Genomic DNA, 18957 nt, shown 5'->3' on the forward strand with positions numbered 1-18957 from the left:
GTGTGCGAGGCGCCTGCAGGTTCGCGCGGTCAGTCCGTTTTGCGGCTGTTTGCCCGCAGCGCGTCCAGCGCATCGAGAATCGCTTCAGGCGTCGCGGGCGCACGCAGCGGCGCGGCTTCGTGCGCCTCGGGCACCGCGGCGCCCACGGCGTCGCGAATTGCGAGAAACACCGAGAACGGCAACAGCAAGGGCGGTTCGCCTACGGCCTTCGAGCGGAACACGGTCGGTTCGACGTTGTCGTTGCCGCCACCGCGATAGAGCCTCACGTTGAACGCCTCCGGCGTGTCGCTCACCGCCGGAATCTTGTACGTCGAAGGCGCATGCGTCATGAGCCGACCGTCGCGGTTCCACCAGAGCTCCTCGGTGGTGAGCCAGCCCATGCCCTGGATGAAGCCGCCTTCCACCTGGCCGAGATCGATGGCCGGGTTGATCGACTGGCCCGCGTCGTGCAGCACGTCGGCGCGCACGAGCTTCCATTCGCCCGTGAGCGTATCGACGACCACTTCGGACACCGCCGCGCCATAGGCGAAGTAGTAGAACGGATGGCCGGTGAGCATGCGCGCGTCCCAATGCACTTTGGGCGTCGCGTAAAAGCCATCGGACCACAGTTGCACGCGCTTCATGTACGCGAGTTCGACGAGTTCGCCAAAGGCGATCGCCTTGCCGTTCGCTCGCACGAGGCCGGCTTCGAACGCGACGTCTTCGGCCGCACCGCCGTATTGTGCAGCCGCGCAAGCCGCGAGACGCGCGCGGATGGTAAGCGCTGCATCCTCGGCGGCCTTGCCGTTGAGATCGCTGCCCGTGGAGGCCGCCGTGGCCGAAGTATTGGCGACCTTCGAGGTATCGGCGGCGCTCACGCGCACACGTACGAGCGGCAGTCCGAGCGTGCCCGCCACGACCTGCGCGACCTTGGTGTTGAGCCCCTGGCCCATTTCGGTGCCGCCGTGGTTCACGAGCACCGAGCCGTCGCGGTACACATGAACGAGCGCGCCTGCCTGGTTCAGATGCGGCACGTTGAACGAGATGCCGAACTTGACCGGCGTGAGCGCCAGGCCGCGCTTGAGCACGGGGCTCGTGCGGTTGTACGCGGCGATGGCTGCGCGACGCTCGTGATAGCGGCTCGACGCGAGCAGTTCGTCGGTGAGCGGCGCGAGCACGTTGTCCTCCACGCGCTGGCCGTACGGCGTGATGTCACGCTCGCCGATGCCGTAGTAGTTCGCGCGCCGCACATCGAGCGGATCGCGGCCCAGCGCCCTGGCGATTTCGTCGAGCATCACCTCCATCACGAGCGCGCCTTGCGGGCCGCCGAAGCCGCGAAACGCGGTGTTCGACTGCGTGTTCGTCCTGCAGCAGAGCGCGACGATCTCGACATCCGGCAGAAAGTAGGCGTTGTCGAAGTGGCATACCGCGCGCGTGGCGACTGCGCCCGAAAGATCGGCGGAATAGCCCGCGCGCAGCGCGATCTCCACGCGTGCGCCGAGGAGCCGTCCTGCGTCGTCGTAGCCCGCCTCATACGTGTAGCGCGCATCGTGGCGTTTGCCGGTGATCATGAAGTCGTCGTCGCGATCCGCGCGCAGCTTCACGGGCCGCTGCAGCTTGTGCGCCGCGAGCGCGGCGATGCACGCGAACAGCGCCGACTGCGATTCCTTGCCGCCGAAACCGCCGCCCATGCGCCGGCATTCGCAGGCGACGCGATGTGCGGGCCAGCCGAGCAGATGCGCGACGACCTGCTGCATTTCGCTCGGGTGCTGGGTCGAGCTGTAGACGAGCATGCCTGTTTGCTCTTGTGGGAGCGCGTAGGCCACCTGGCCTTCGAGATAGAACTGCTCCTGGCCGCCCACGGCAAACGTGCCCGCCAGGCGATGCGGCGCTGCGGCGAGCGCAGCATCGGGCGCGCCGCGCACGAGCCGCAGCGGCGGCAGCACGTAATGCTGGCGCGTGCGCGCCTCTTCGATGCTCAGAACAGGCTCGAGCGGGGCGTAGCGAACGACGTCTTCGTTCGCGGCGAGGGCCGCGGCGCGGCGCGCGAGTTCGTGGCTCGTGGCGATCACCGCGAACACGGGCTGCCCGAGATAGTGCACGACGTCGCTTGCGAGCACCGGGTCGTCGTGCACGACCGGGCCGCAGTCGTTCTCGCCGGGGATGTCGGCGGCCGTCAGCACCGCAAGCACGCCTGGCGACGCGCGCACGCGTTCGAGATCCAGCGCGACGATGCGCGCGTGCGCATGGCGCGCGAGGCCGAGCGCCGCGTGCACGGTGCCGTGCAGTTCGGGGATGTCGTCGGTGTAGCGCGCCGCGCCGCTGACGTGCGCGTCGGCGGATTCGTGCGGCAGCGCTGCGCCGAGTGCGCGCTCGTGGGCGCGCCCGGTGCCTGGCGGCTGACGCATGACGAGCGCTTCGGCTTGATCGTTCATGGCGCGACTCCGGCGGCTGCGAAACCCTGGCCATCGTCGTCGCCTTCGGCGAAAGCGAACGCGTTGACGTCGCACAGCGCGAGCGGGGCCTCGTCGCGCGTTTCGAGCCAGCAGCGCCAGAGCAGATTGCGCGCGACCTTCAGCCGATAGGCGCCACTCGCGCGCATGTCCGTGAGCGGCCGATAGTCGGTGGCGAGCGCATCCATCGCGTGCTGTGCGCCGGTTTCGTCCCAACGCGCGCCGGTGAGCGCGGCTTCGGCAAGCGCGGCGCGCTGCGGGATCGCGGCCATGCCGCCGTAGGCGATACGCGCGCTCGCGAGTGTGCCGTCCTCGCGCACGTCGAGGGCGAACGCGGCGCACACCGCCGAGATGTCCTGGTCGTAGCGCTTCGCGACCTTGTAGGTGCGAAAGCGCAGCGTCGGCGCGGGGCGCGGCACGCGGACCGCCTCGACGAATTCGCCCGCTTCGAGCGCGTTCTTCTGGTAGCCCGTGTAGAAGGCCTCGAGCGGCAGTGTGCGCACGTGCGCCGCACGGCGCAGCACGAGCGTGGCGTCGAGCGCGAGCAGCGCGGGCATCGAGTCGCCGATCGGCGAGCCGTTCGCGACGTTGCCGCCGAGCGTGCCCGCGTTGCGAATGGGCAGCGAGGCGAAGCGCGCCCACAGTTCCGCGAGTTCGGGGTAATCGGCGGCGAGTGCGGCGTAGGCCTCTTCGAGCGGGACGGCCGCGCCGATCGTGAGCGTCTGGGCGTCGCGCGAAACGGTCGTCAGTTCCGCGACATTGCCGGTATAGATGAGGTCGCCGAGGTCGCGGAACTGCTTCGTGACCCACAGGCCGATATCGGTGCTGCCCGCGAGCACGCGCGCGCCAGGATGCGCGGCACGCAGCGCCGCGAAGGCGGCGAGCGTGCGCGGCGCGTAGAACGTGTTTTCGCCGTGCGCCGCGCCGCGCACGTCGGGGCCGCGATATTCGAAGGTGCCGGTGCGCTGCAGCGCGCGCAAATGCGCCTCGACGCCGGCGCGATCGAGCGACACGCGCGCATGGCAGGTTTCGTCGAACATGCGCAGCGCCGCTTCGATGATCGGCCGGTAGCCGGTGCAGCGGCACAGATTGCCCGAGAGCGCCTCGTTGATTTCCTCGCGGCTCGGCAAACCCGAGCCGGCAGGCTGGTTCTCGTAAAGCGCCCACAACGACATGACGAAGCCCGGCGTGCAGAAGCCGCACTGCGAGCCGTGGCAATCGACCATCGCCTGCTGGACCGGGTGCAGTGCGCCGTCCGGCTGGCGCAGGTCTTCGACGGTGTAGAGCGCGCGGCCGTCGAGGGTCGGCAGAAACTGGATGCAGGCGTTGACGGCCTTCAGCGCGAGACGGCCTTCGCTGTCGAGTTCGCCCACGACGACTGTGCACGCGCCGCAGTCGCCCTCCGCGCAGCCTTCCTTGGTGCCGCAGGCGTGCAGGTCCTCGCGCAGGTGCTGAAGCACCGTGCGCGTGGGAGGCAGGTCGCGCACTTCGTGCACGGCGCCTCGGTGGAGGAAGCGGATGGTTTGCGTTGTCATGGTGAACCCGGGGACATTGCGGATCAGGCGCGCGTTACGAGAGGGGCGCGCCAACACCGGCCTCGCGCACGTAGATCGCCATCCAGTTCCGAAGATAGCACCGCTTGCGGCAGGAAAGTATTTCCCCCGCAAGATGGGGATTATGTGACTTGGGTCATGACGCCGTCACGGCTCGCATGGCGGCGCCAGGCCATTGTGTGCGGCGCGTGCGGCGATCGCGCCCTTTGGCGGGTCAGCGGCGGATGCCGGGCCACGACACCTGGCGGCGACGGTTGCGCCACAGGCTCAGGATCACGGCGAGGAACGCGATGACGAAGGCGAGCAGCGACCACACCGGCATGGTCAGGCCAAGCGTCGGCGGATAGGTGGTTTCGCAAAGGCCTTGCACCTTGAACACGCCGGGTAGCCAGTGCGCGAACGGCAGACCGTCGACGATGGGCTGCAGCGTGTCGAAACCGCAGCTGTAATTGGGGAACGCCTGCACCCAGACGAGCTTCGCGGACGCGATCGCGCCGCCTGCCGCCGAAAGCACCACGAGCGCTTCGAGCACGCGCACGCCGCGCCAGCTCGTCATACGCGCGCCGAGAAAGGCGAAGACCGCGATCAGGATCAGGAAATAGCGCCCCAGGATACACAGCGGGCACGGGTCCTGATGTTCGACATACTGGAAGTACAGGGCGCCGCCCAGCAGCGCGAGGCAGATCAGGCCAAGGAGGACCAGCAGGCCGCGCTCGCGGCGCAACAGCGCGTTATCGTCGTTCATGAGGCTCGTTCGTTGTCTCGTTCGGTTCGGGTTGTCTGGCGCAGCGCGCAGGCCGCTGCGACGGCGTGACGGGATTCTAGCGCGAAGGTTGCGCGCGGCGCGGACGTGTCCTTGTCCGCGCGCAGGGGCGGTTGAGCGATTCCCGCTCGGGTCAGCGCAGCGGCGCGAGCACCGCTTCGACGCCGCGGCCAATGGCGAGCAGCGCGTCATCGTTGTCAGGCGCGCCGGCGAGCATCAGCCCGACGGGCGCCGCGCCGTAGTGATGGCATGGCAGCGAGAGGGCGCAGGCATCGAGGAAATTGAACGCGCTCGGGTTGCGCAGCACGAGCGCGTTGGTGCGCGCAAAGACATCGTCGTCGGCGGCGAGCGGGGCGACGGGGGGCGGCGCGATCGGCACGGTCGGCGCGATCACGGCGTCGAAGCGCGACCAGAGCGTGGCCTGCGCCTCGTCCATGACCGCTGCGCGGGCAGCGATCAGGTCCAGATAATCGGCGGCCGTCGCGTGCTCGCCCTTCAGGATCCGTACCAGCACGCGCGGGTCGTACTGGTCCCGATGCTTCGCAATCAGCTCGCGATGCCACGCATAGGCTTCCATCGGCGAGAAGCCGATGCGGTTGATCGCGGCGAAGCGCTCGAAGGCGGCAAAACGGACTTCGCTCACGATCGCGCCGGCCGCATCCAGATGCTTGAGCGCCGTATCGATCGTTTCTGCGACTTCGGGGTCCACGCCGTCGGTCACGTAGTTGGTGAGCACGCCGAGGCGCACGCCTTCGAGGTGGCGCGCGGCCGGCACGAGCGGCGCGAGCCCGGCGAGCACGCGGTCCGTGAGCGCGCAGCACGCCACGGTGTTGCCGATCGGGCCGAAAGAGTCGAGCGTCGGGGAGAGCGGCACGGCGCCCGCTTTCGGAATGCGTCCGGCAGTGGGCTTGAAGCCCGTGAGGCCGCAGAACGCGGCGGGAATGCGGATGGAGCCGCCGGTGTCGGTGCCGAGAGCGACGGCGGCCATGCCGTCCGCGACCGAGGCCGCCGCGCCCGAGGACGAGCCGCCGGCCACGCGCGCATCGCCTGCGACGCCGCGGCGCCAGGGCGAAAGCGGCGTGCCGTAGTGCGGGTTCAGGCCGAGCCCCGAGAACGCGAATTCGCTCATGTTGGTCCGGCCGACCAGCACCGCGCCCGCATGGCGCAGCCGCGCAACGGCGGTGGCGTCCGCCTTGGCGGGCGCCGCATTCGCGAGCGCCGTGGAGCCCGCGCGCGTGATTTCGCCCGCCACGTCGAACAGATCCTTCACCGAGACGGGGATGCCCGCGAGCGGCGAAAGCACGGTGCCGGCCGCGCGCAGGCGGTCGTGCGCGTCGGCGGCGGCGCGCACGCGCCCGGCATCCACGTGCGTGAAGACGGTCGCCCCCTGGCCGGCCGGGTCGGCGATGCGCTCGAGCGCGGCTTCGGCGAGCGCGCGGCTCGTCGTGCGGCCCGCGGCGAGATCGGCCGCGAGCTGGGCGAGGGGAGGGAACGGCGTAAAAGCGGGCGGGAAAGCGGTGGTCATGGCGGCGGAAGACTCGGTCAATGCGCGGCGGCGCGCTGCGCGAAGTTCAGCGGAAGCAGGCGGTCAGGCCGCCGGCGAAGGGCGCCGATGGCGGCCGGCGCCCGCAAGGGTCGCATCATTGTAGGTCGGCTTTTTTCCTTGCGTGCGATTTGGCTCAGGCCGCGCATCGGGTAACATGTGCGGAATCGATAGCTATTTGTAAGGAAAGGCCTTCATGCACCACGGAATCGGCTTCATTCAGGATCTGGCAGTCGTGATGGCGCTCGCGGGCGTCGTCACCGTGCTGTTTCATCGCCTGAAGCAGCCGGTCGTGCTCGGCTATATCGCGGCGGGCGTGATCATCGGGCCGTACACGCCGCCGTTCCAGCTCATTCACGACGAGCAGACCATCCAGACGCTCGGCGAGCTCGGCGTGGTGTTCCTGATGTTCTCCCTCGGCCTCGAATTCAGCCTGCGCAAGCTCTTCCAGGTGGGCGCGACCGCCATCGTCGCGGCGCTCTCGGAGATCGTGCTGATGTTGTGGATCGGCTACGAGATCGGCCGCGCGTTCGGCTGGGCCACGATGGATGCGCTGTTCCTCGGCGCGATCCTCGCGATCTCATCGACTACGATCATCGTCAAGGCGCTTTCCGATCTCGGCGTGAAGCGCGAGCCGTTCGCGCAGCTCGTGTTCGGCATCCTGATCGTCGAGGACATTCTCGGCATCGCCATGCTCGTGCTGCTGGGCGGCATCGCGCAGACGGGCGAGCTTTCGCCGGGCATCGCGCTCATCACGCTCGGCAAGCTGCTGCTCTTCATGCTGGTCTCGCTGCTCGCGGGCATCCTGATCGTGCCGCGCGTGCTCGGCTATATCGCGCGCGTGGGCAACGACGAGATGCTGCTCGTCTCCGTGCTCGGCTTTTGCTTCGGCTTTTGCCTGCTCGTCGTGAAGCTCGATTATTCGATCGCGCTCGGCGCGTTCCTGATCGGCGCGGTGATGGCCGAGTCGCGGCATCTGCATCGCATCGAGCATCTCGTCGCGCCGCTGCGCGACGCATTCTCCGCCATCTTCTTCGTGACGATCGGGCTCATGCTCAACCCGCTCGTGCTGGTCGATTACGCCTGGCCGATCGCCGTGATCTCGATTGCCGTCGTGCTCGGCAAGCTCGTGTCGTGCGGCCTCGGCACCTTTCTCGCGGGCCGCGACGGGCGCACCGCCATGCGCGTGGGCATGACCGTCTCGCAGATCGGCGAGTTCTCGTTCATTATCGCCTCGCTCGGACTCACGCTGAAGGTGACGAGCGGGTTTCTCTATCCGATCGCCGTGACCGTTTCGGCCATCACGACGCTCACCACGCCTTACCTCATCCGCATTGCCGATCCGCTCTCGCAGCGCCTTGCGCGCGCCATGCCGCCCGCCGTCTCGAACGTGTTCGGCATGTACGGCCAGTGGCTGCGCTGCCTCGTGCCGCGCTCCGAGGGGCCCACGATCTTTTCGCTCACGAAACGCATCGTCGTGCAGATTGCCGTGAATCTCGCGCTCGTCTCGGCGATCTTCATCGGCGTCTCGTACGGTGCGCGCTACGCGGCGCCGCTGCTTGCGCACTGGATCGCCGACGAGCGCATTCAGCGCGTCGTCCTCTGGAGCGCCGCGCTCGCGCTCGCGATGCCGTTTCTCGTGGCGGTGTGGCGCAAGACGCAGTCGCTCGCGCTGTTGCTCGCCGAAGTGAGCGTGCAGCCGGAGAAGGCCGGGCGCTTTACACGCGCGATCCGCCATGTGATTGCGGAACTGGTGCCCGTGGTCTCGATGGTCGGCGTGTTCCTGCTCGTGGCGGCGCTGTCGGGGACGATCCTGCCGCCCACGGGCTTTCTCGCCGGCGTGCTGGTGTGCGCGGCGGCGCTCACCATGCTGCTGTGGCGCTGGTGCGTGAAGATCCACGCGTCGATGCAGATTGCGTTGCGCGAGACCTTCGACGAGCGGCCGGATGCCTGACCCAGATGTGTTCGGGACGCCCCCGGTGTGACGGGATGTGAGCAATTGTGTGCGGGGGTGGCGGCGGCGTGCCGTGCGACGGATAATCAAGGCCTGTTCATTCGTTCGCGCGCCGCGCGCCTGACCCCACGTCATGAGCGATAACAAATCAGACCAACCCGAGGTCCCTGACGGCGCCAGCCGTCCTGCCGATGCCGGTCCCGCCGGCGCCCCCCCGGCCTCGTCCTCCGCTCCTGCCGGTTCTCCCGGCGCCTCCGCTGGTTCTCCCTCCGCTTCTCCGTCCGCATCTCCGTCTGCTTCTTCGCCTGCCTCGCCCTCCGGGGAAGCCGCGCAACGTGCTTCGACCGATGCGCCCGAAAGCGCCTCGACCGTCACGCCCGACGCTGGAGGGGCGGCCGCGGCTTCCACACCTCGCGAGTTGCCGAAGCAGGCGCCGGCGGGCACGACGCCGGGTATTCCGATCAGCGAAACCGCCGAGGCCGGCAAGGCCGCGCCCGCGCCGGCCCCGCATGCCGAACCGGCGAGCACGGCCGAGGCGGCCGCGTCTGCAGCGCCGCAACGTCCCGGTGCTGCGCCAGCCGGCTTTGGCCAGGCGCCCGACTTCACGGCGCATCATCCACCGCCGCCCGGCGCCATTGCGCCGGAACCGCCGCGTTATCTGCGCCCGAGCGATTCGGCCTGGGCGGTGTTCGGCCGCATCGTCGCGGCGCGTGCGCGGCAGCTGTTCGATCGCGCCGGTCAGCGCATCACGCAGCGCACGCTGCGCATCGGCGTGTCGGCGCGGATCTTCCACCCGGAGCCGGGCGCACAGGGGCTGCGCGGCAAGACGCTGCAATACCTGGAGGAATCGATCGCACACTGGGTGATGTCCCGGGACGTCATCGTGTTCATGATCCCGACGGTCGGGCACCAGGGGATGCTGCACCCGAGCAATATCCGCCTGCGCGATTACGCGAAGCATCTCGACGGCCTGCTGCTGCAGGGCGGCGCCGACGTCTCGCCGCAGACGTATGCGGAAATCTCGCCGCGCCCCGAGTGGCCGGGCGACCGCGTGCGCGACATGTACGAGCTCGAACTGCTGCATGAGTTCGTCGAGTCGGGCAAGCCGGTGTTGGGCGTGTGCCGCGGCTGCCAGCTCATCAATGTGGCGTTCGGCGGCACGCTTTATCAGGACATCGCGTCCGACGTGCCGACGGCCGGCGTGCATGTGAGCGAGCATTACGACCAGCATCGCCACGCGGTCACGTTTCCGGAGGGCTCGACGTTCGCAACCCTGTTCCCCGGGCGGCGCGAGGCGATCGTCAACTCGATTCACCATCAGGCCGTGAAGAACCTCGGACGCGATCTGACCGTCGAGGCCGTTTCGGCGGGCGACGGGCTCATCGAGGCGGTGCGCTACCGCCGCTCGCCGTTCGTGGTGGGCGTGCAGTGGCACCCCGAGTTCCATCGCGCGGGCGGCCCCGAACTGCTCGACTGCACGCCGCTGCTCGACACGTTCTTGCGAGCCGCGCGCGAAACCCGCTTCTGATTGCCAACGAGGGGCATTTCACAACGAATCGCAGCAACCCCGTCCTGGCCGCGCGCAACCCCGCGCAACCCCGCAGTTGCCGGGCTTTTTATCGCGCGACGGTGGGCGGACTCCCGAGTCACGGTGCGAATCGGTCCGGCACCTCGGTGATGCGGCGTTGCGAAACATGATTGGCCCATTCCGTACTGTCGACCGGCACGGCCGGCGAATTCGATGCCCCTGCGGGGACATACGTTTTCGCATAGGAAAGGATGGCCGCATATTCGTCGGCTTGATCCGCGCGGGTGGGCCGCGGCGCATAGTCTTGCGCTTCCGGGTAGGCGCCATGCGTGCGATGTGACGTTACCGGACGCGCTTGGCGATATGGCGCAAATGGGCGGATGTCGCGACGCGGGTTCGTGCCGCGTTCTGCAACGGCTCGACCGCCACTGCGCGCGGCCGCACGCTCGTTGCTGTGCGCTTCGCGCTGGACCAGTCTCGCGGGCGGCGCGGGCTCGACGTGTATATCGGCTAGGCGCCGCGAGGTGTCTTGAACCTTGCTGGCAGTCGGGCGCGGGATCGCGTTGCCGCTTGCGCTTGCCGGCTCATGCGGTGCATGACTCGCGACGATCCAGGCGAGCAGTGCGGCGCCGCCAATCGCGACCGCGCCGCCGGTGAGCCTGCGTGATTGCAACGACGATGCGTGCTTTGGCGTGCGCTTCGGCCATGCCTCAGGCGTGCTCCGCGCATCGGCGACGCGGCCGGCGGGTGCGCCAACTGGCGCTGCAGCGGGCCTGGGGGGCGGCAGCGCCGGACGGTGTTCGTCGCCCCAGCCGACCGCGGCACAAAACGCTTCGGCGCTCAGACATACCGTGTGCATGATGGCGGCATAGAGTGCGCGCAGTTCAGCGCGCATGCTGAAATGGGGAGGCATTAACGCCCATTCCCGGCCAAACGACGCAGGCAAACAGGCTAGCGGCCGAATGTGCGGCAACGCGAGCGCACCTTCGACCTGAATGAACTGAAATGTTGACATCGATCTCTCGCAGCCCCGGTCTGGCGACGGCGCCGCTCAGCGATGTCATCGGCGGCGTGTGTCGATGGGTCGCCTGCGGCGCATGCAATTAAAGGGATGTCGCCGATCATGACCGTCGCCATTTCTGCGTTCCATCGGAAATGGCTGAATTGTGCGGGTTCTTTGCGCTGCGCCTGGGGCGTGCATCACTCGCCGTCGAGCCGGTACACGTAACGTAGTGCCGTGATGTCGATGCCGCCCATGCGGTCGGGCTCCGAGCCCGAATAGGTCCAGCCCTGGCGCTCGTAGAACGCAATCGCGGGCGTATTGCCGTCGAGGACGTACAGATACAGCTGAGTCTCGCCTTGGGCGCGCGCCCACTCCTGCGCCGCGCGCATGAGCCGCTTGCCGACGCCGGTGCCCTGATGCGCCGGCAGCGCATGGAGATTGTCGAGCAGCACACCCCAGGGGGAGCCCGGCTGGCGTTCGACGCACACGAAGCCCACGGCCGCTCCCGATGCAAGCTCGGCGATCAGGACGAGCCGCCGTTCGCCGCCTGGCGCCTCCATGCGCGCGCGCCAGTAAGCCGCGCGCTCGGCGTCGACTTCGCGTTCGAGAAACGCGGCGGGCAGCAGCGCGCGATACGTGGCCTGCCAGCTTGCGGCGTGCATGGCGGCGAGTAAGGGAGCATCGGCGACGGTGGCCGGGCGCAGCGTGAAGGCTGGGATTTCGGTCATGCGGATGGAGCCAGTGTGGGCGTCTGGATCAGGGCGCGCGTCGGGGGCCGCGCGCCAAGCCCTGCTGGAAGCTATTTTGCCCCATTCGAGGATACTCGCGGCGGCGTTGCCAGAAACGAAAGAGTAATGAATATATATCGTAATAAAAATGGAAGAATTGGATTATGTTGATGCTTTTTGCTGGCCTCTTTTAAGGAAATGCCGGAATATCTGACTCCTGGCGCGTACCTCACAATAAAATGCGCGCCCGCGCGGCCCTCGCTTTATCGCGAGTGATTGTTTTTCACTGTCCTGCGAGCCGCTCAGGCTTCCCGGGCAGTCTCTTCAGAGAATGTCATGTCTACCGCGTCCCACGCATCCCCACGCGAATCCAGATTCCGGACCGTTTTCCGCGTCGTGAGCGGCAACTTCCTGGAAATGTACGATTTCATGGTCTACGGCTACTACGCTTCGGCGATCGCCCGGACCTACTTCCCGAGCGACAATGCATTCGCTTCGCTGATGCTCACGCTGTCCGTGTTCGGCGCGGGCTTCCTCGTGCGTCCGCTCGGCGCCATCATCCTCGGCGCGTACATCGACCATCACGGCCGCCGCAAGGGCCTCATGCTCACGCTTGGCCTGATGGCGTTCGGCACGCTCGCGGTCGCTGTCGTGCCGGGTTACGCGACCATCGGCATACTCGCGCCCGCGCTCGTGCTGGTGGGGCGCCTGCTACAGGGCTTCTCGGCGGGCGTGGAGCTGGGCGGCGTCTCGGTCTATCTCTCCGAAATCGCGACCAGGGGCAACAAGGGCTTCTACGTCTCGTGGCAGTCGGGCAGCCAGCAGGTCGCCGTGGTGTTTGCCGCGCTGCTGGGCGTGATGCTGCATCGCCTGCTGCCCGTCGAGCACATGACGAATTGGGGCTGGCGCGTGCCGTTCCTCATCGGCTGCCTGATCGTGCCGTTCCTGTTCCTCATTCGCCGCTCGCTGCAGGAAACGGAGGAGTTCGCGAAGAAGAAGCATCGTCCGTCGATGGGTGAAATCATGGCGTCGATGGTGCAGAACTGGGGCGTCGTGATCGCCGGCATGGGCATGGTCATCATGACCACCGTATCGTTCTACCTCATCACCGCCTATACGCCGACCTTCGGCAAGGAAGTGCTCAGGCTGAACGAACTCGACACGCTGATCGTGACGGTCTGCATCGGCTTGTCGAACCTCTTCTGGCTGCCGGTTTCCGGCGCGGTTTCGGACCGCGTGGGCCGCCGCCCGATGCTGATCACCTTCACCGTGCTCACGATCCTCACTGCGTATCCCACGGTGCAGTGGCTCGTGGCGCAACCGTCGTTCGGCCGCCTGCTCACGGTCGAGCTTTGGCTGTCGTTCCTCTATGCCTGCTACAACGGCGCGATGGTCGTGGCGCTCACCGAAGTCATGCCCGCCGACGTCCGCACCGCCGGCTTCTCGCTTGCCTACAGCCTCGCGACGACGATCGGCGGTTTCACGCCGGCGATCTCGACGTACCTCATTCACGTGAGCGGCAACAAGGCTGCGCCCGGGGCGTGGATGGGCGTCGCGGGCGTGTGCGGCCTCATCGCGACGCTCGTGCTCTATCGCACGCCGGAAGCCCGCAATCAGTACAAGGCGGCCTGATCCGCGCAGCGGGCGGCGAGAGCAAAAAACACGGGGCGCTCAGGCGCCCCGTGTTTCATTGTGCGGCTTACGCGTCGCGCAACTCGCGCGCGACCCTTTCCACCACGTCCCCCCACGCATGCGGGCGCGGCTGACGCACGAGCCGCGCGCGCGGGTACCAGGGGCTTTCGTCCGTACCCGCAAACCAGCGCCAGTCCGCGGCGAACGGCAGCATGACCCAGAGTTCCGCGCCCAGCGCGCCCGCGAGGTGGGCGATCGAGGTGTCGATCGACACGACGCCGTTCAGACGTTCGATCACGGCCGCGGTATCCGCGAAATCGTGCAGCTTGCCGCCGAGCCGGTGGATCGAGCGGGCTCGCGGATGCGCGTCGAGCGCCGCGTGTTCTGCGGCGCTCAGTTCGGGCTGCAGCACGATCCAGTCGATACCGTCCAGCGCGAAGAACGGTTCGAGCGCGGCGAGCGCAATCGCGCGATTTTCGTGCTTCTGGATGCGGCCGGACCACGCAAGGCCGATCTTGCGGCGCGCCTGGCCGCCCAGCGAGCCGCGCCACTTGCGCCTGTAGGCCGCGCTGGCGTTGAGGTAGGGCGTGCGCGCGGGCAGCGTGTCGATGCTCGTGCCGAGCGCGAGCGGCAGCGAGAGGAGCGGGCAGTGCAGATCGGCGGCGGGCCGGGGCGCGCCCTGCTCGACGAGCGTGACGCGCCAGGCTTCGGCTGCGGGCGCGATGAGCGGCACGAGCGCGCGCTGCACTTCGAGCACGACGCGTGCATTGGTTTTCTGCGCCGTTGCGACGACTTGCGGTACGAAGCGCACGAACTGAAGCGTGTCGCCGAAACCCTGCTCCGCTTCGATCAGCAGCGTGCGGCCGTGCAGGGGCTCGCCGTGCCAGCGTGGCAGCGCGCCTTGCGGCGTGCGCGGCGCAATCGGTGTGTTCATCCGCGGGGGCGGGGCGTAGCCTGCGCCTCGCGGGGCGTTGGCGTGCGCCTCGTCGCGTGCGGCCGGATCGAGCCGCCATTCGTACTCGGGCAATCCGCGCCGGAAGTCGCCGAGCGTGAGCCACGTAAGGGCGCGGTTCAAATGTGCGGCGGCCAGATCGGGCCGCACGCGCAGCGCTTCGTCGAAGGCGCGCAGCGCGGCCGCATGCCGGCCGAGCGCGTGATGCGCCGCGCCGAGCGCGAGCCAGGCGAGAGCAAATTTTGGATCGAAGCCGATCGCACGCTCGTAGGGTCCGATGGCTTCGTCATGGCGGCCGAGTGCGGCAAGCGCATTGCCGAGCCCGAAGAGGGCCGGCGCGAAATGCGGCTGCAGCGACAGCGCCGTTTCGAAGGCCGCCACGGCCTCGGCGTGATGGCCAGTCGCATCGAGCGTATTCGCAAGATTGAAATGCGCGGCGACGAAGCGCGGCTGCGCGCGCAGCGCCTTCTGGAAATGTTCGACCGCGCTCGCGCTGTCGCCGAGCGCGTTGAGCGACATGCCGAGGTTGTTGTGCGCCCCTGCGTGACCCGGGCGGATCTTGAGCGCGCGGCGAAACGAGTCGGCGGCTTCGGCATGGCGGCCAAGCGCGTGCAGCGCGTTGCCGAGATTGTTGTGCGACGAGGCGTCGCCGGGCTGCAGGCGCACGGCCTGGCCGAACGCGTACATCGCGTCCTCGTGCCGGCCAATCGCCGCATAGGCGTTGCCGAGGTTGTAATGCGCGAGCGCAAAAGCGGGCGCGAGCGTGAGGGCGTTGCGAAAGCGCTCGATCGCGCCTTCCAGCTCGCCGAGCGCCTTGAGCGCATTGCCGAGGTTCAGCTGGAGCGCGGCGTCGTCGGGGCGCAAGGCGACCGCACGGCGCACGAGGTCCGCGGCTTCGGCGTGCTGGCCTCGCTGATGCCGCAGCACGCCGAGCAGATGCAGCGCATCGACGTGCACGGGATCGGCGGCGAGCGTCGCGCGATAGTCGCGCTCGGCGTCGTCCAGCCGGCCGTCGCGATGTGCGGCGTACGCGCGGACAAAAAGCTGTTCCATGACTGAAGAAGCAAAACGATCGAGACACAAAGGCGGCATTTTCCCACACTCGCGGACCCGTTCCCGAAGTTGGGCGAATGTGGATCGAAAGTTGACCGGCATCCGTTGCTGAACTAACATCTGAACACTTGTTCATATGTATCGTATGTAGTCATGACCCCAGTTTCCGACGACGAGCGCGTCGTTCCGCTCGCCGACCTCTTTCGCCTGCTCGGCGACGCCACGCGCCTGCGCATCGTGCTCGCCTGTGTTCAGGACCGGATCGCCGTGGGGGCGATTGCCGACACGCTCGGCTTGTCGCCGTCGCTCGTGAGTCACCATCTGCGGCTGTTGCGCGCCGCGCGCGTTGTGCGCGCCGAACGCGAGGGCAAGCAGGTGTTCTATGCGGCCGCGGACGCGCATATCAGCGCGATGATCGCCGGCATGCTGGAGCACGTGGCCGAGCCCTCGGCGCAATGGCAGGAGAGTGGTGCATGAGCGCAGCGGATCACGAACACGCGCACGACGCCGAAGGCGCCGGCAAGCATGTGCGCGAACACGAGCACGACCACGACCATGCACACGACGACGCCCACGCGCCGCACGGGCATGGTCACGCGCACGGCCACCATCACCACGCACCCGTCGCGGGGCATGGCCGCGCGTTCGCCATCGCCGTCGCACTGAACGTCTTCATCGTCGTCGTGCAGACGGTGTACGGCGTGCTCGCGCATTCCACCGCGCTACTCGCCGACGCCGGCCACAATTTCTCCGACGTGCTCGGCCTGCTGCTCGCCTGGGGCGCCGCGTGGCTCGCAACACGCCGTCCGTCGGCGCGCTTCACGTTCGGGTTCGGCAGCTCGTCGATTCTCGCCTCGCTCGCCAACGCCGCGCTGCTCCTGCTCGCGTGCGGCGCGATCCTCGCGCAAGCGCTTGGCCGGCTGTTCCATCCGGCGCCGGTCGCGGGCTTCGACGTGTTCGTCGTGGCGACCATCGGCATCGTGGTCAACGGCTTTTCCGCGTGGCTTTTCATGCGCGGGCAAAAGGACGACCTGAACATTCGCGGTGCCTTCCTGCACATGGCCGCCGACGCCGGCGTGTCCGCCGCCGTGGCCATGAGCGGTCTGCTGATTCTTGCGACCGGCTGGAGCTGGGTCGATCCGCTCATGTCGATCGCGGTCGTGCTCGTGATCGTCTACGGCACCTGGGGGCTGTTGCGCGAGTCGGTGCGGCTTGCCCTGGCCGCGGTGCCCGAGCACGTCGACATCGTGCGCGTGCGCAGCTTCCTCGCGCAGCAGGAAGGCGTGGTCGATGTGCATGACCTTCACGTCTGGGCGCTTTCGACCACGGGCTGCGCGCTGAGCGCGCACCTCGTGATGCCGGCGGGGCACCCCGGCGACGCCGCGCTCGATCATATGGTCGAGTCGCTGCAGGTGCGCTTCGGCATGCGGCACGTGACGTTGCAGGTGGATCTCGGCACGAGCGAGCATCGCTGCGCGCTGGACATGCCGGACGGTGCGCACAGACACTCGCAGGCGCACGGACATCCGCATGCACACTGAGCGCGGGAAGCCGGGCAGCGACATTCCGCTCGATTCGGAGCGCATTTGATGCGCTGCCGCGCGACCGGTCCCGGCGCGGGCGATACACTAAGGGCCTGCTCCCATGAATGACAGGCTTGCGCCGGCCACCAGAAGGGCCGAGCGCAAGGATTGCGGCGAAGCGAATACTCGACGTATTCGTGAAGCGCATGACGCAGCGATCGGCGCTCCTTGCACTGCAGCCGGCAAGGCGTGTTCGCAAGCCTGTCATTCATGGGAGCAGGCCCTTGTATCGTGTCGAGCGCATGGAGGTCTGCATGACCGTGGCTTCTTCTCTCGCGCCCGTGCTCATCGTGGGCGCGGGACCCACCGGGCTCGCCGCGGCGATGAGTCTTGCGCGCGCGCATATCCCCGTGCGGCTCATCGATCGCGCGCCGCAGCCCGGACGCCACTCGCGGGCGATCGGCATTCAGGCGCGCACGCTCGAACTGTTCGAGCAGCATCGCATCGTGGAGCCGTTTCTCGAGCTCGGCCACCGCGCGCATATTGCGAATCTCTATTCGAACGGCCAGCGCCGCGCGCGGCTCGACTTCGATCCGCTCTTCACGCGCTATCCGTATTTGCTCTTCATTGAACAGACCGTCACCGAGCGCATTCTCGCCGGACATCTCGCAACCCTCGGCGTGGAGATCGAGCGCGGCTGCGAACTGCTGGAGTACACCCAGGGCTCGGCCGGCGCGAGCGCGGAAGTGCGCCGCCCGGACGGGCGCGTCGAGTCGCTGCGCTGCGCCTACGTGATCGCCGCCGACGGCGCGCATAGTACCGTGCGCCATCGTCTCGACATGAAGTTCGACGGCGAGACGATGGCGCAATCGTTCCTGCTCGCCGACCTGAGCGCGAGCACACCCTGGTCCGACGACGAGTTCCATATCTTTGCCTCGGGCGACGGTCTCGCCGCGCTCTTTCCGTTCGGCCACGGCCGTTACCGCCTGATCGCCGATCACAAGGCCATGCTGCCCGCCGCGCCCGAAGGCGCGATCCCCGTGCCCACGCTGGCTGAATGCCGCGACATCATCCTGCAGCGCGTGCACCACCCGGTGTCCGTCTCGGACATGAGCTGGGCTTCGTACTTCAGCGTGAACAGCCGCATGGTGCGGCAACTGCGCGTCGAACGCACTTTTTTTGCCGGAGACGCCGCGCACGTGCACAGCCCCGCAGGCGCCCAGGGCTTGAACACGGGCGTCCAGGAAGCCTTCAATCTGGGCTGGAAGATCGCACGCGTGCACGCGCACGGCGCGCCCGAGCGCCTGCTCGACACCTACCACGCGGAGCGTTATCCGATCGAGCGGCTCGTGCTGCAGCAGACGAGCTTCATGACGCAGCTGGTGGAAGCCGATCACGGCCCGCTCAAGCTGCTGCGCGAGCGCGTGATGCCGGCGCTCGTCGCGCTCGGACCGCTGCGCGACGCGGCGCGCCAGGCGGTGAGCGAGCTGTCGATCCAGTACCGCCGCAGCCCGCTTACGCTCGAGCGCGTACTGGACGGCGGCCCGCGCGCGGGCGAGCGCGCCCCGGATGCATTCGTGCGCGTGGTGGACGGTCCGCTAGGCAAGGCGCCGGGCAAGGGGCGCATCTTCGATTTGCACGACCCGGCGTGCTTTTCGTTGTTTCTGCTGGTGGAGGGCGACGCCGACGCTGCAGCGGCGAAAAACGGCACAGAAGCGAGCGCAGCGCTCATGCGTTTTGCGCAAGCCGTCGAGCGGCTGTTTCCGCAGGCGTTGCGGGTCTGGTGGATCGCCGAACTCGATAACGGCGAGACGCCGCTGGCGGGCGAGGGCGCGGCCTCGCTAACCGAATCGTACGGGCGCACGCGGCCCGCGTTTTATCTGGTGCGGCCCGACGGCTATATCGGCGCAAGGGGGCGTCCCACGTCGGACCTCAATGCGCTGCTGCGCCACTGCGAGATGTGGTACGCCGCTGCGGGATTTGCACAGGCGCCGGCGGTCTGAGCCGCGCGGCGCCGGGTGTCTGATGTGACGGGCCGGCCGGCCCGGCTCAAGCCGCCGCGGGCGTCAGCGCCTCGCGATGCTTCGTGAGCGAGGCGAGCACGATCTCCGTGAAGCCGGCTTGCTCGCCTTCGCCATCGAGCGCCGCGAGCAGCGTGCGGCGCATGCGCGGCTCCCAGAACTTGCGGATGTGCTCCGCAATGCCTGTGAGCGCTTCCTCGCGGTCGGGCAGCGAGTCGAAGAACATGCCTATCTGGTTCGCCATTTCGATCAAGTGATCCGCTTTCATCGCT

Annotated in this window: 14 protein-coding genes; 6 read left to right on the top strand and 8 right to left on the bottom strand. The window is 68.1% G+C overall.

The window, feature by feature from the left end; all coding sequences use genetic code 11:
* Window positions 1–29 precede the first annotated feature (29 nt).
* The 4 genes from xdhB to BHE01S_RS04385 form a co-directional block, all read right to left on the bottom strand.
* The gene (gene xdhB, locus BHE01S_RS04370; RefSeq protein ID WP_042260961.1) at window positions 30–2414 is read right to left on the bottom strand and encodes a xanthine dehydrogenase molybdopterin binding subunit; all 2385 of its coding nucleotides are present in this window, start codon (window positions 2412–2414) and stop codon (window positions 30–32) included.
* Window positions 2411–3967, bottom strand: coding sequence for a xanthine dehydrogenase small subunit (xdhA, locus tag BHE01S_RS04375; RefSeq protein WP_042260963.1), 1557 nt, complete (start codon window positions 3965–3967; stop codon window positions 2411–2413). Before xdhA ends, xdhB begins: the two co-directional genes overlap by 4 nt.
* Window positions 3968–4199: 232 nt before the next feature.
* Window positions 4200–4730 carry a disulfide bond formation protein B gene (locus BHE01S_RS04380; RefSeq protein WP_042260966.1) on the bottom strand — a complete coding sequence of 177 codons (531 nt, stop codon included), beginning with the start codon at window positions 4728–4730 and terminating at the stop codon, window positions 4200–4202.
* A 151-nt stretch (window positions 4731–4881) separates the two neighbouring features.
* Window positions 4882–6273: an amidase gene (locus tag BHE01S_RS04385; RefSeq protein ID WP_042260968.1), complete on the bottom strand. Its 1392-nt coding sequence runs from the start codon at window positions 6271–6273 to the stop codon at window positions 4882–4884.
* A 214-nt stretch (window positions 6274–6487) separates the two neighbouring features.
* Here BHE01S_RS04385 and BHE01S_RS04390 point away from each other — a divergent pair, with 214 nt between their 5' ends.
* Window positions 6488–8245, top strand: a complete 1758-nt coding sequence (locus BHE01S_RS04390; RefSeq protein WP_042260970.1) for a cation:proton antiporter — start codon at window positions 6488–6490, stop codon at window positions 8243–8245.
* A gap of 133 nt (window positions 8246–8378) precedes the next feature.
* Entirely contained in the window at window positions 8379–9773 is a 1395-nt protein-coding gene (locus BHE01S_RS04395) for a gamma-glutamyl-gamma-aminobutyrate hydrolase family protein (RefSeq protein WP_052405699.1), read from the top strand.
* A gap of 118 nt (window positions 9774–9891) precedes the next feature.
* On the opposite strand, the gene BHE01S_RS04400 is transcribed toward BHE01S_RS04395, so the two are convergent.
* The gene (locus tag BHE01S_RS04400; RefSeq protein ID WP_157025128.1) at window positions 9892–10686 is read right to left on the bottom strand and encodes a hypothetical protein; all 795 of its coding nucleotides are present in this window, start codon (window positions 10684–10686) and stop codon (window positions 9892–9894) included.
* Between the two features lie 287 nt (window positions 10687–10973).
* Window positions 10974–11504 (bottom strand): GNAT family N-acetyltransferase, encoded by a 531-nt coding sequence (locus BHE01S_RS04405; protein WP_042260974.1) that lies wholly within the window; start codon window positions 11502–11504, stop codon window positions 10974–10976.
* A 336-nt stretch (window positions 11505–11840) separates the two neighbouring features.
* On the opposite strand from BHE01S_RS04405, the gene tcuC reads away from it, so the two are divergent.
* Window positions 11841–13136, top strand: a complete 1296-nt coding sequence (gene tcuC, locus BHE01S_RS04410) for an MFS transporter (protein WP_042260976.1) — start codon at window positions 11841–11843, stop codon at window positions 13134–13136.
* Between the two features lie 67 nt (window positions 13137–13203).
* On the opposite strand, the gene BHE01S_RS04415 is transcribed toward tcuC, so the two are convergent.
* Window positions 13204–15141: a tetratricopeptide repeat protein gene (locus BHE01S_RS04415; protein WP_042260978.1), complete on the bottom strand. Its 1938-nt coding sequence runs from the start codon at window positions 15139–15141 to the stop codon at window positions 13204–13206.
* A gap of 153 nt (window positions 15142–15294) precedes the next feature.
* Here BHE01S_RS04415 and BHE01S_RS04420 point away from each other — a divergent pair, with 153 nt between their 5' ends.
* The 3 genes from BHE01S_RS04420 to BHE01S_RS04430 all read left to right on the top strand — a co-directional run bounded on the left by BHE01S_RS04420 (window position 15295) and on the right by BHE01S_RS04430 (window position 18667).
* Window positions 15295–15618: an ArsR/SmtB family transcription factor gene (locus BHE01S_RS04420; protein ID WP_042260980.1), complete on the top strand. Its 324-nt coding sequence runs from the start codon at window positions 15295–15297 to the stop codon at window positions 15616–15618.
* Window positions 15615–16682, top strand: coding sequence for a cation diffusion facilitator family transporter (locus tag BHE01S_RS04425; RefSeq protein WP_245639638.1), 1068 nt, complete (start codon window positions 15615–15617; stop codon window positions 16680–16682). Before BHE01S_RS04420 ends, BHE01S_RS04425 begins: the two co-directional genes overlap by 4 nt.
* A 296-nt stretch (window positions 16683–16978) precedes the next feature.
* Entirely contained in the window at window positions 16979–18667 is a 1689-nt protein-coding gene (locus BHE01S_RS04430; protein WP_042261291.1) for an FAD-dependent monooxygenase, read from the top strand.
* Window positions 18668–18713: 46 nt separating this feature from the next.
* Here the strand turns inward: BHE01S_RS04430 and BHE01S_RS04435 are convergent, their stop codons facing one another.
* The gene (locus BHE01S_RS04435) at window positions 18714–18953 is read right to left on the bottom strand and encodes a formate dehydrogenase subunit delta (RefSeq protein WP_042260984.1); all 240 of its coding nucleotides are present in this window, start codon (window positions 18951–18953) and stop codon (window positions 18714–18716) included.
* Between the last annotated feature and the right edge of the window lie 4 nt (window positions 18954–18957).

It is taken from the genome of Paraburkholderia heleia NBRC 101817 (assembly GCF_000739775.1).
GTDB lineage: Bacteria > Pseudomonadota > Gammaproteobacteria > Burkholderiales > Burkholderiaceae > Paraburkholderia > Paraburkholderia heleia.

Coding starts and splice junctions, on each gene's coding strand:
- xdhB (WP_042260961.1), bottom strand. CDS start 2,414: ATGAACGATCAAGCCGAAGCGCTCGTCATGCGTCAGCCGCCAGGCACC.
- xdhA (WP_042260963.1), bottom strand. CDS start 3,967: ATGACAACGCAAACCATCCGCTTCCTCCACCGAGGCGCCGTGCACGAA.
- BHE01S_RS04380 (WP_042260966.1), bottom strand. CDS start 4,730: ATGAACGACGATAACGCGCTGTTGCGCCGCGAGCGCGGCCTGCTGGTC.
- BHE01S_RS04385 (WP_042260968.1), bottom strand. CDS start 6,273: ATGACCACCGCTTTCCCGCCCGCTTTTACGCCGTTCCCTCCCCTCGCC.
- BHE01S_RS04390 (WP_042260970.1), top strand. CDS start 6,488: ATGCACCACGGAATCGGCTTCATTCAGGATCTGGCAGTCGTGATGGCG.
- BHE01S_RS04395 (WP_052405699.1), top strand. CDS start 8,379: ATGAGCGATAACAAATCAGACCAACCCGAGGTCCCTGACGGCGCCAGC.
- BHE01S_RS04400 (WP_157025128.1), bottom strand. CDS start 10,686: ATGCCTCCCCATTTCAGCATGCGCGCTGAACTGCGCGCACTCTATGCC.
- BHE01S_RS04405 (WP_042260974.1), bottom strand. CDS start 11,504: ATGACCGAAATCCCAGCCTTCACGCTGCGCCCGGCCACCGTCGCCGAT.
- tcuC (WP_042260976.1), top strand. CDS start 11,841: ATGTCTACCGCGTCCCACGCATCCCCACGCGAATCCAGATTCCGGACC.
- BHE01S_RS04415 (WP_042260978.1), bottom strand. CDS start 15,141: ATGGAACAGCTTTTTGTCCGCGCGTACGCCGCACATCGCGACGGCCGG.
- BHE01S_RS04420 (WP_042260980.1), top strand. CDS start 15,295: ATGACCCCAGTTTCCGACGACGAGCGCGTCGTTCCGCTCGCCGACCTC.
- BHE01S_RS04425 (WP_245639638.1), top strand. CDS start 15,615: ATGAGCGCAGCGGATCACGAACACGCGCACGACGCCGAAGGCGCCGGC.
- BHE01S_RS04430 (WP_042261291.1), top strand. CDS start 16,979: ATGACCGTGGCTTCTTCTCTCGCGCCCGTGCTCATCGTGGGCGCGGGA.
- BHE01S_RS04435 (WP_042260984.1), bottom strand. CDS start 18,953: ATGAAAGCGGATCACTTGATCGAAATGGCGAACCAGATAGGCATGTTC.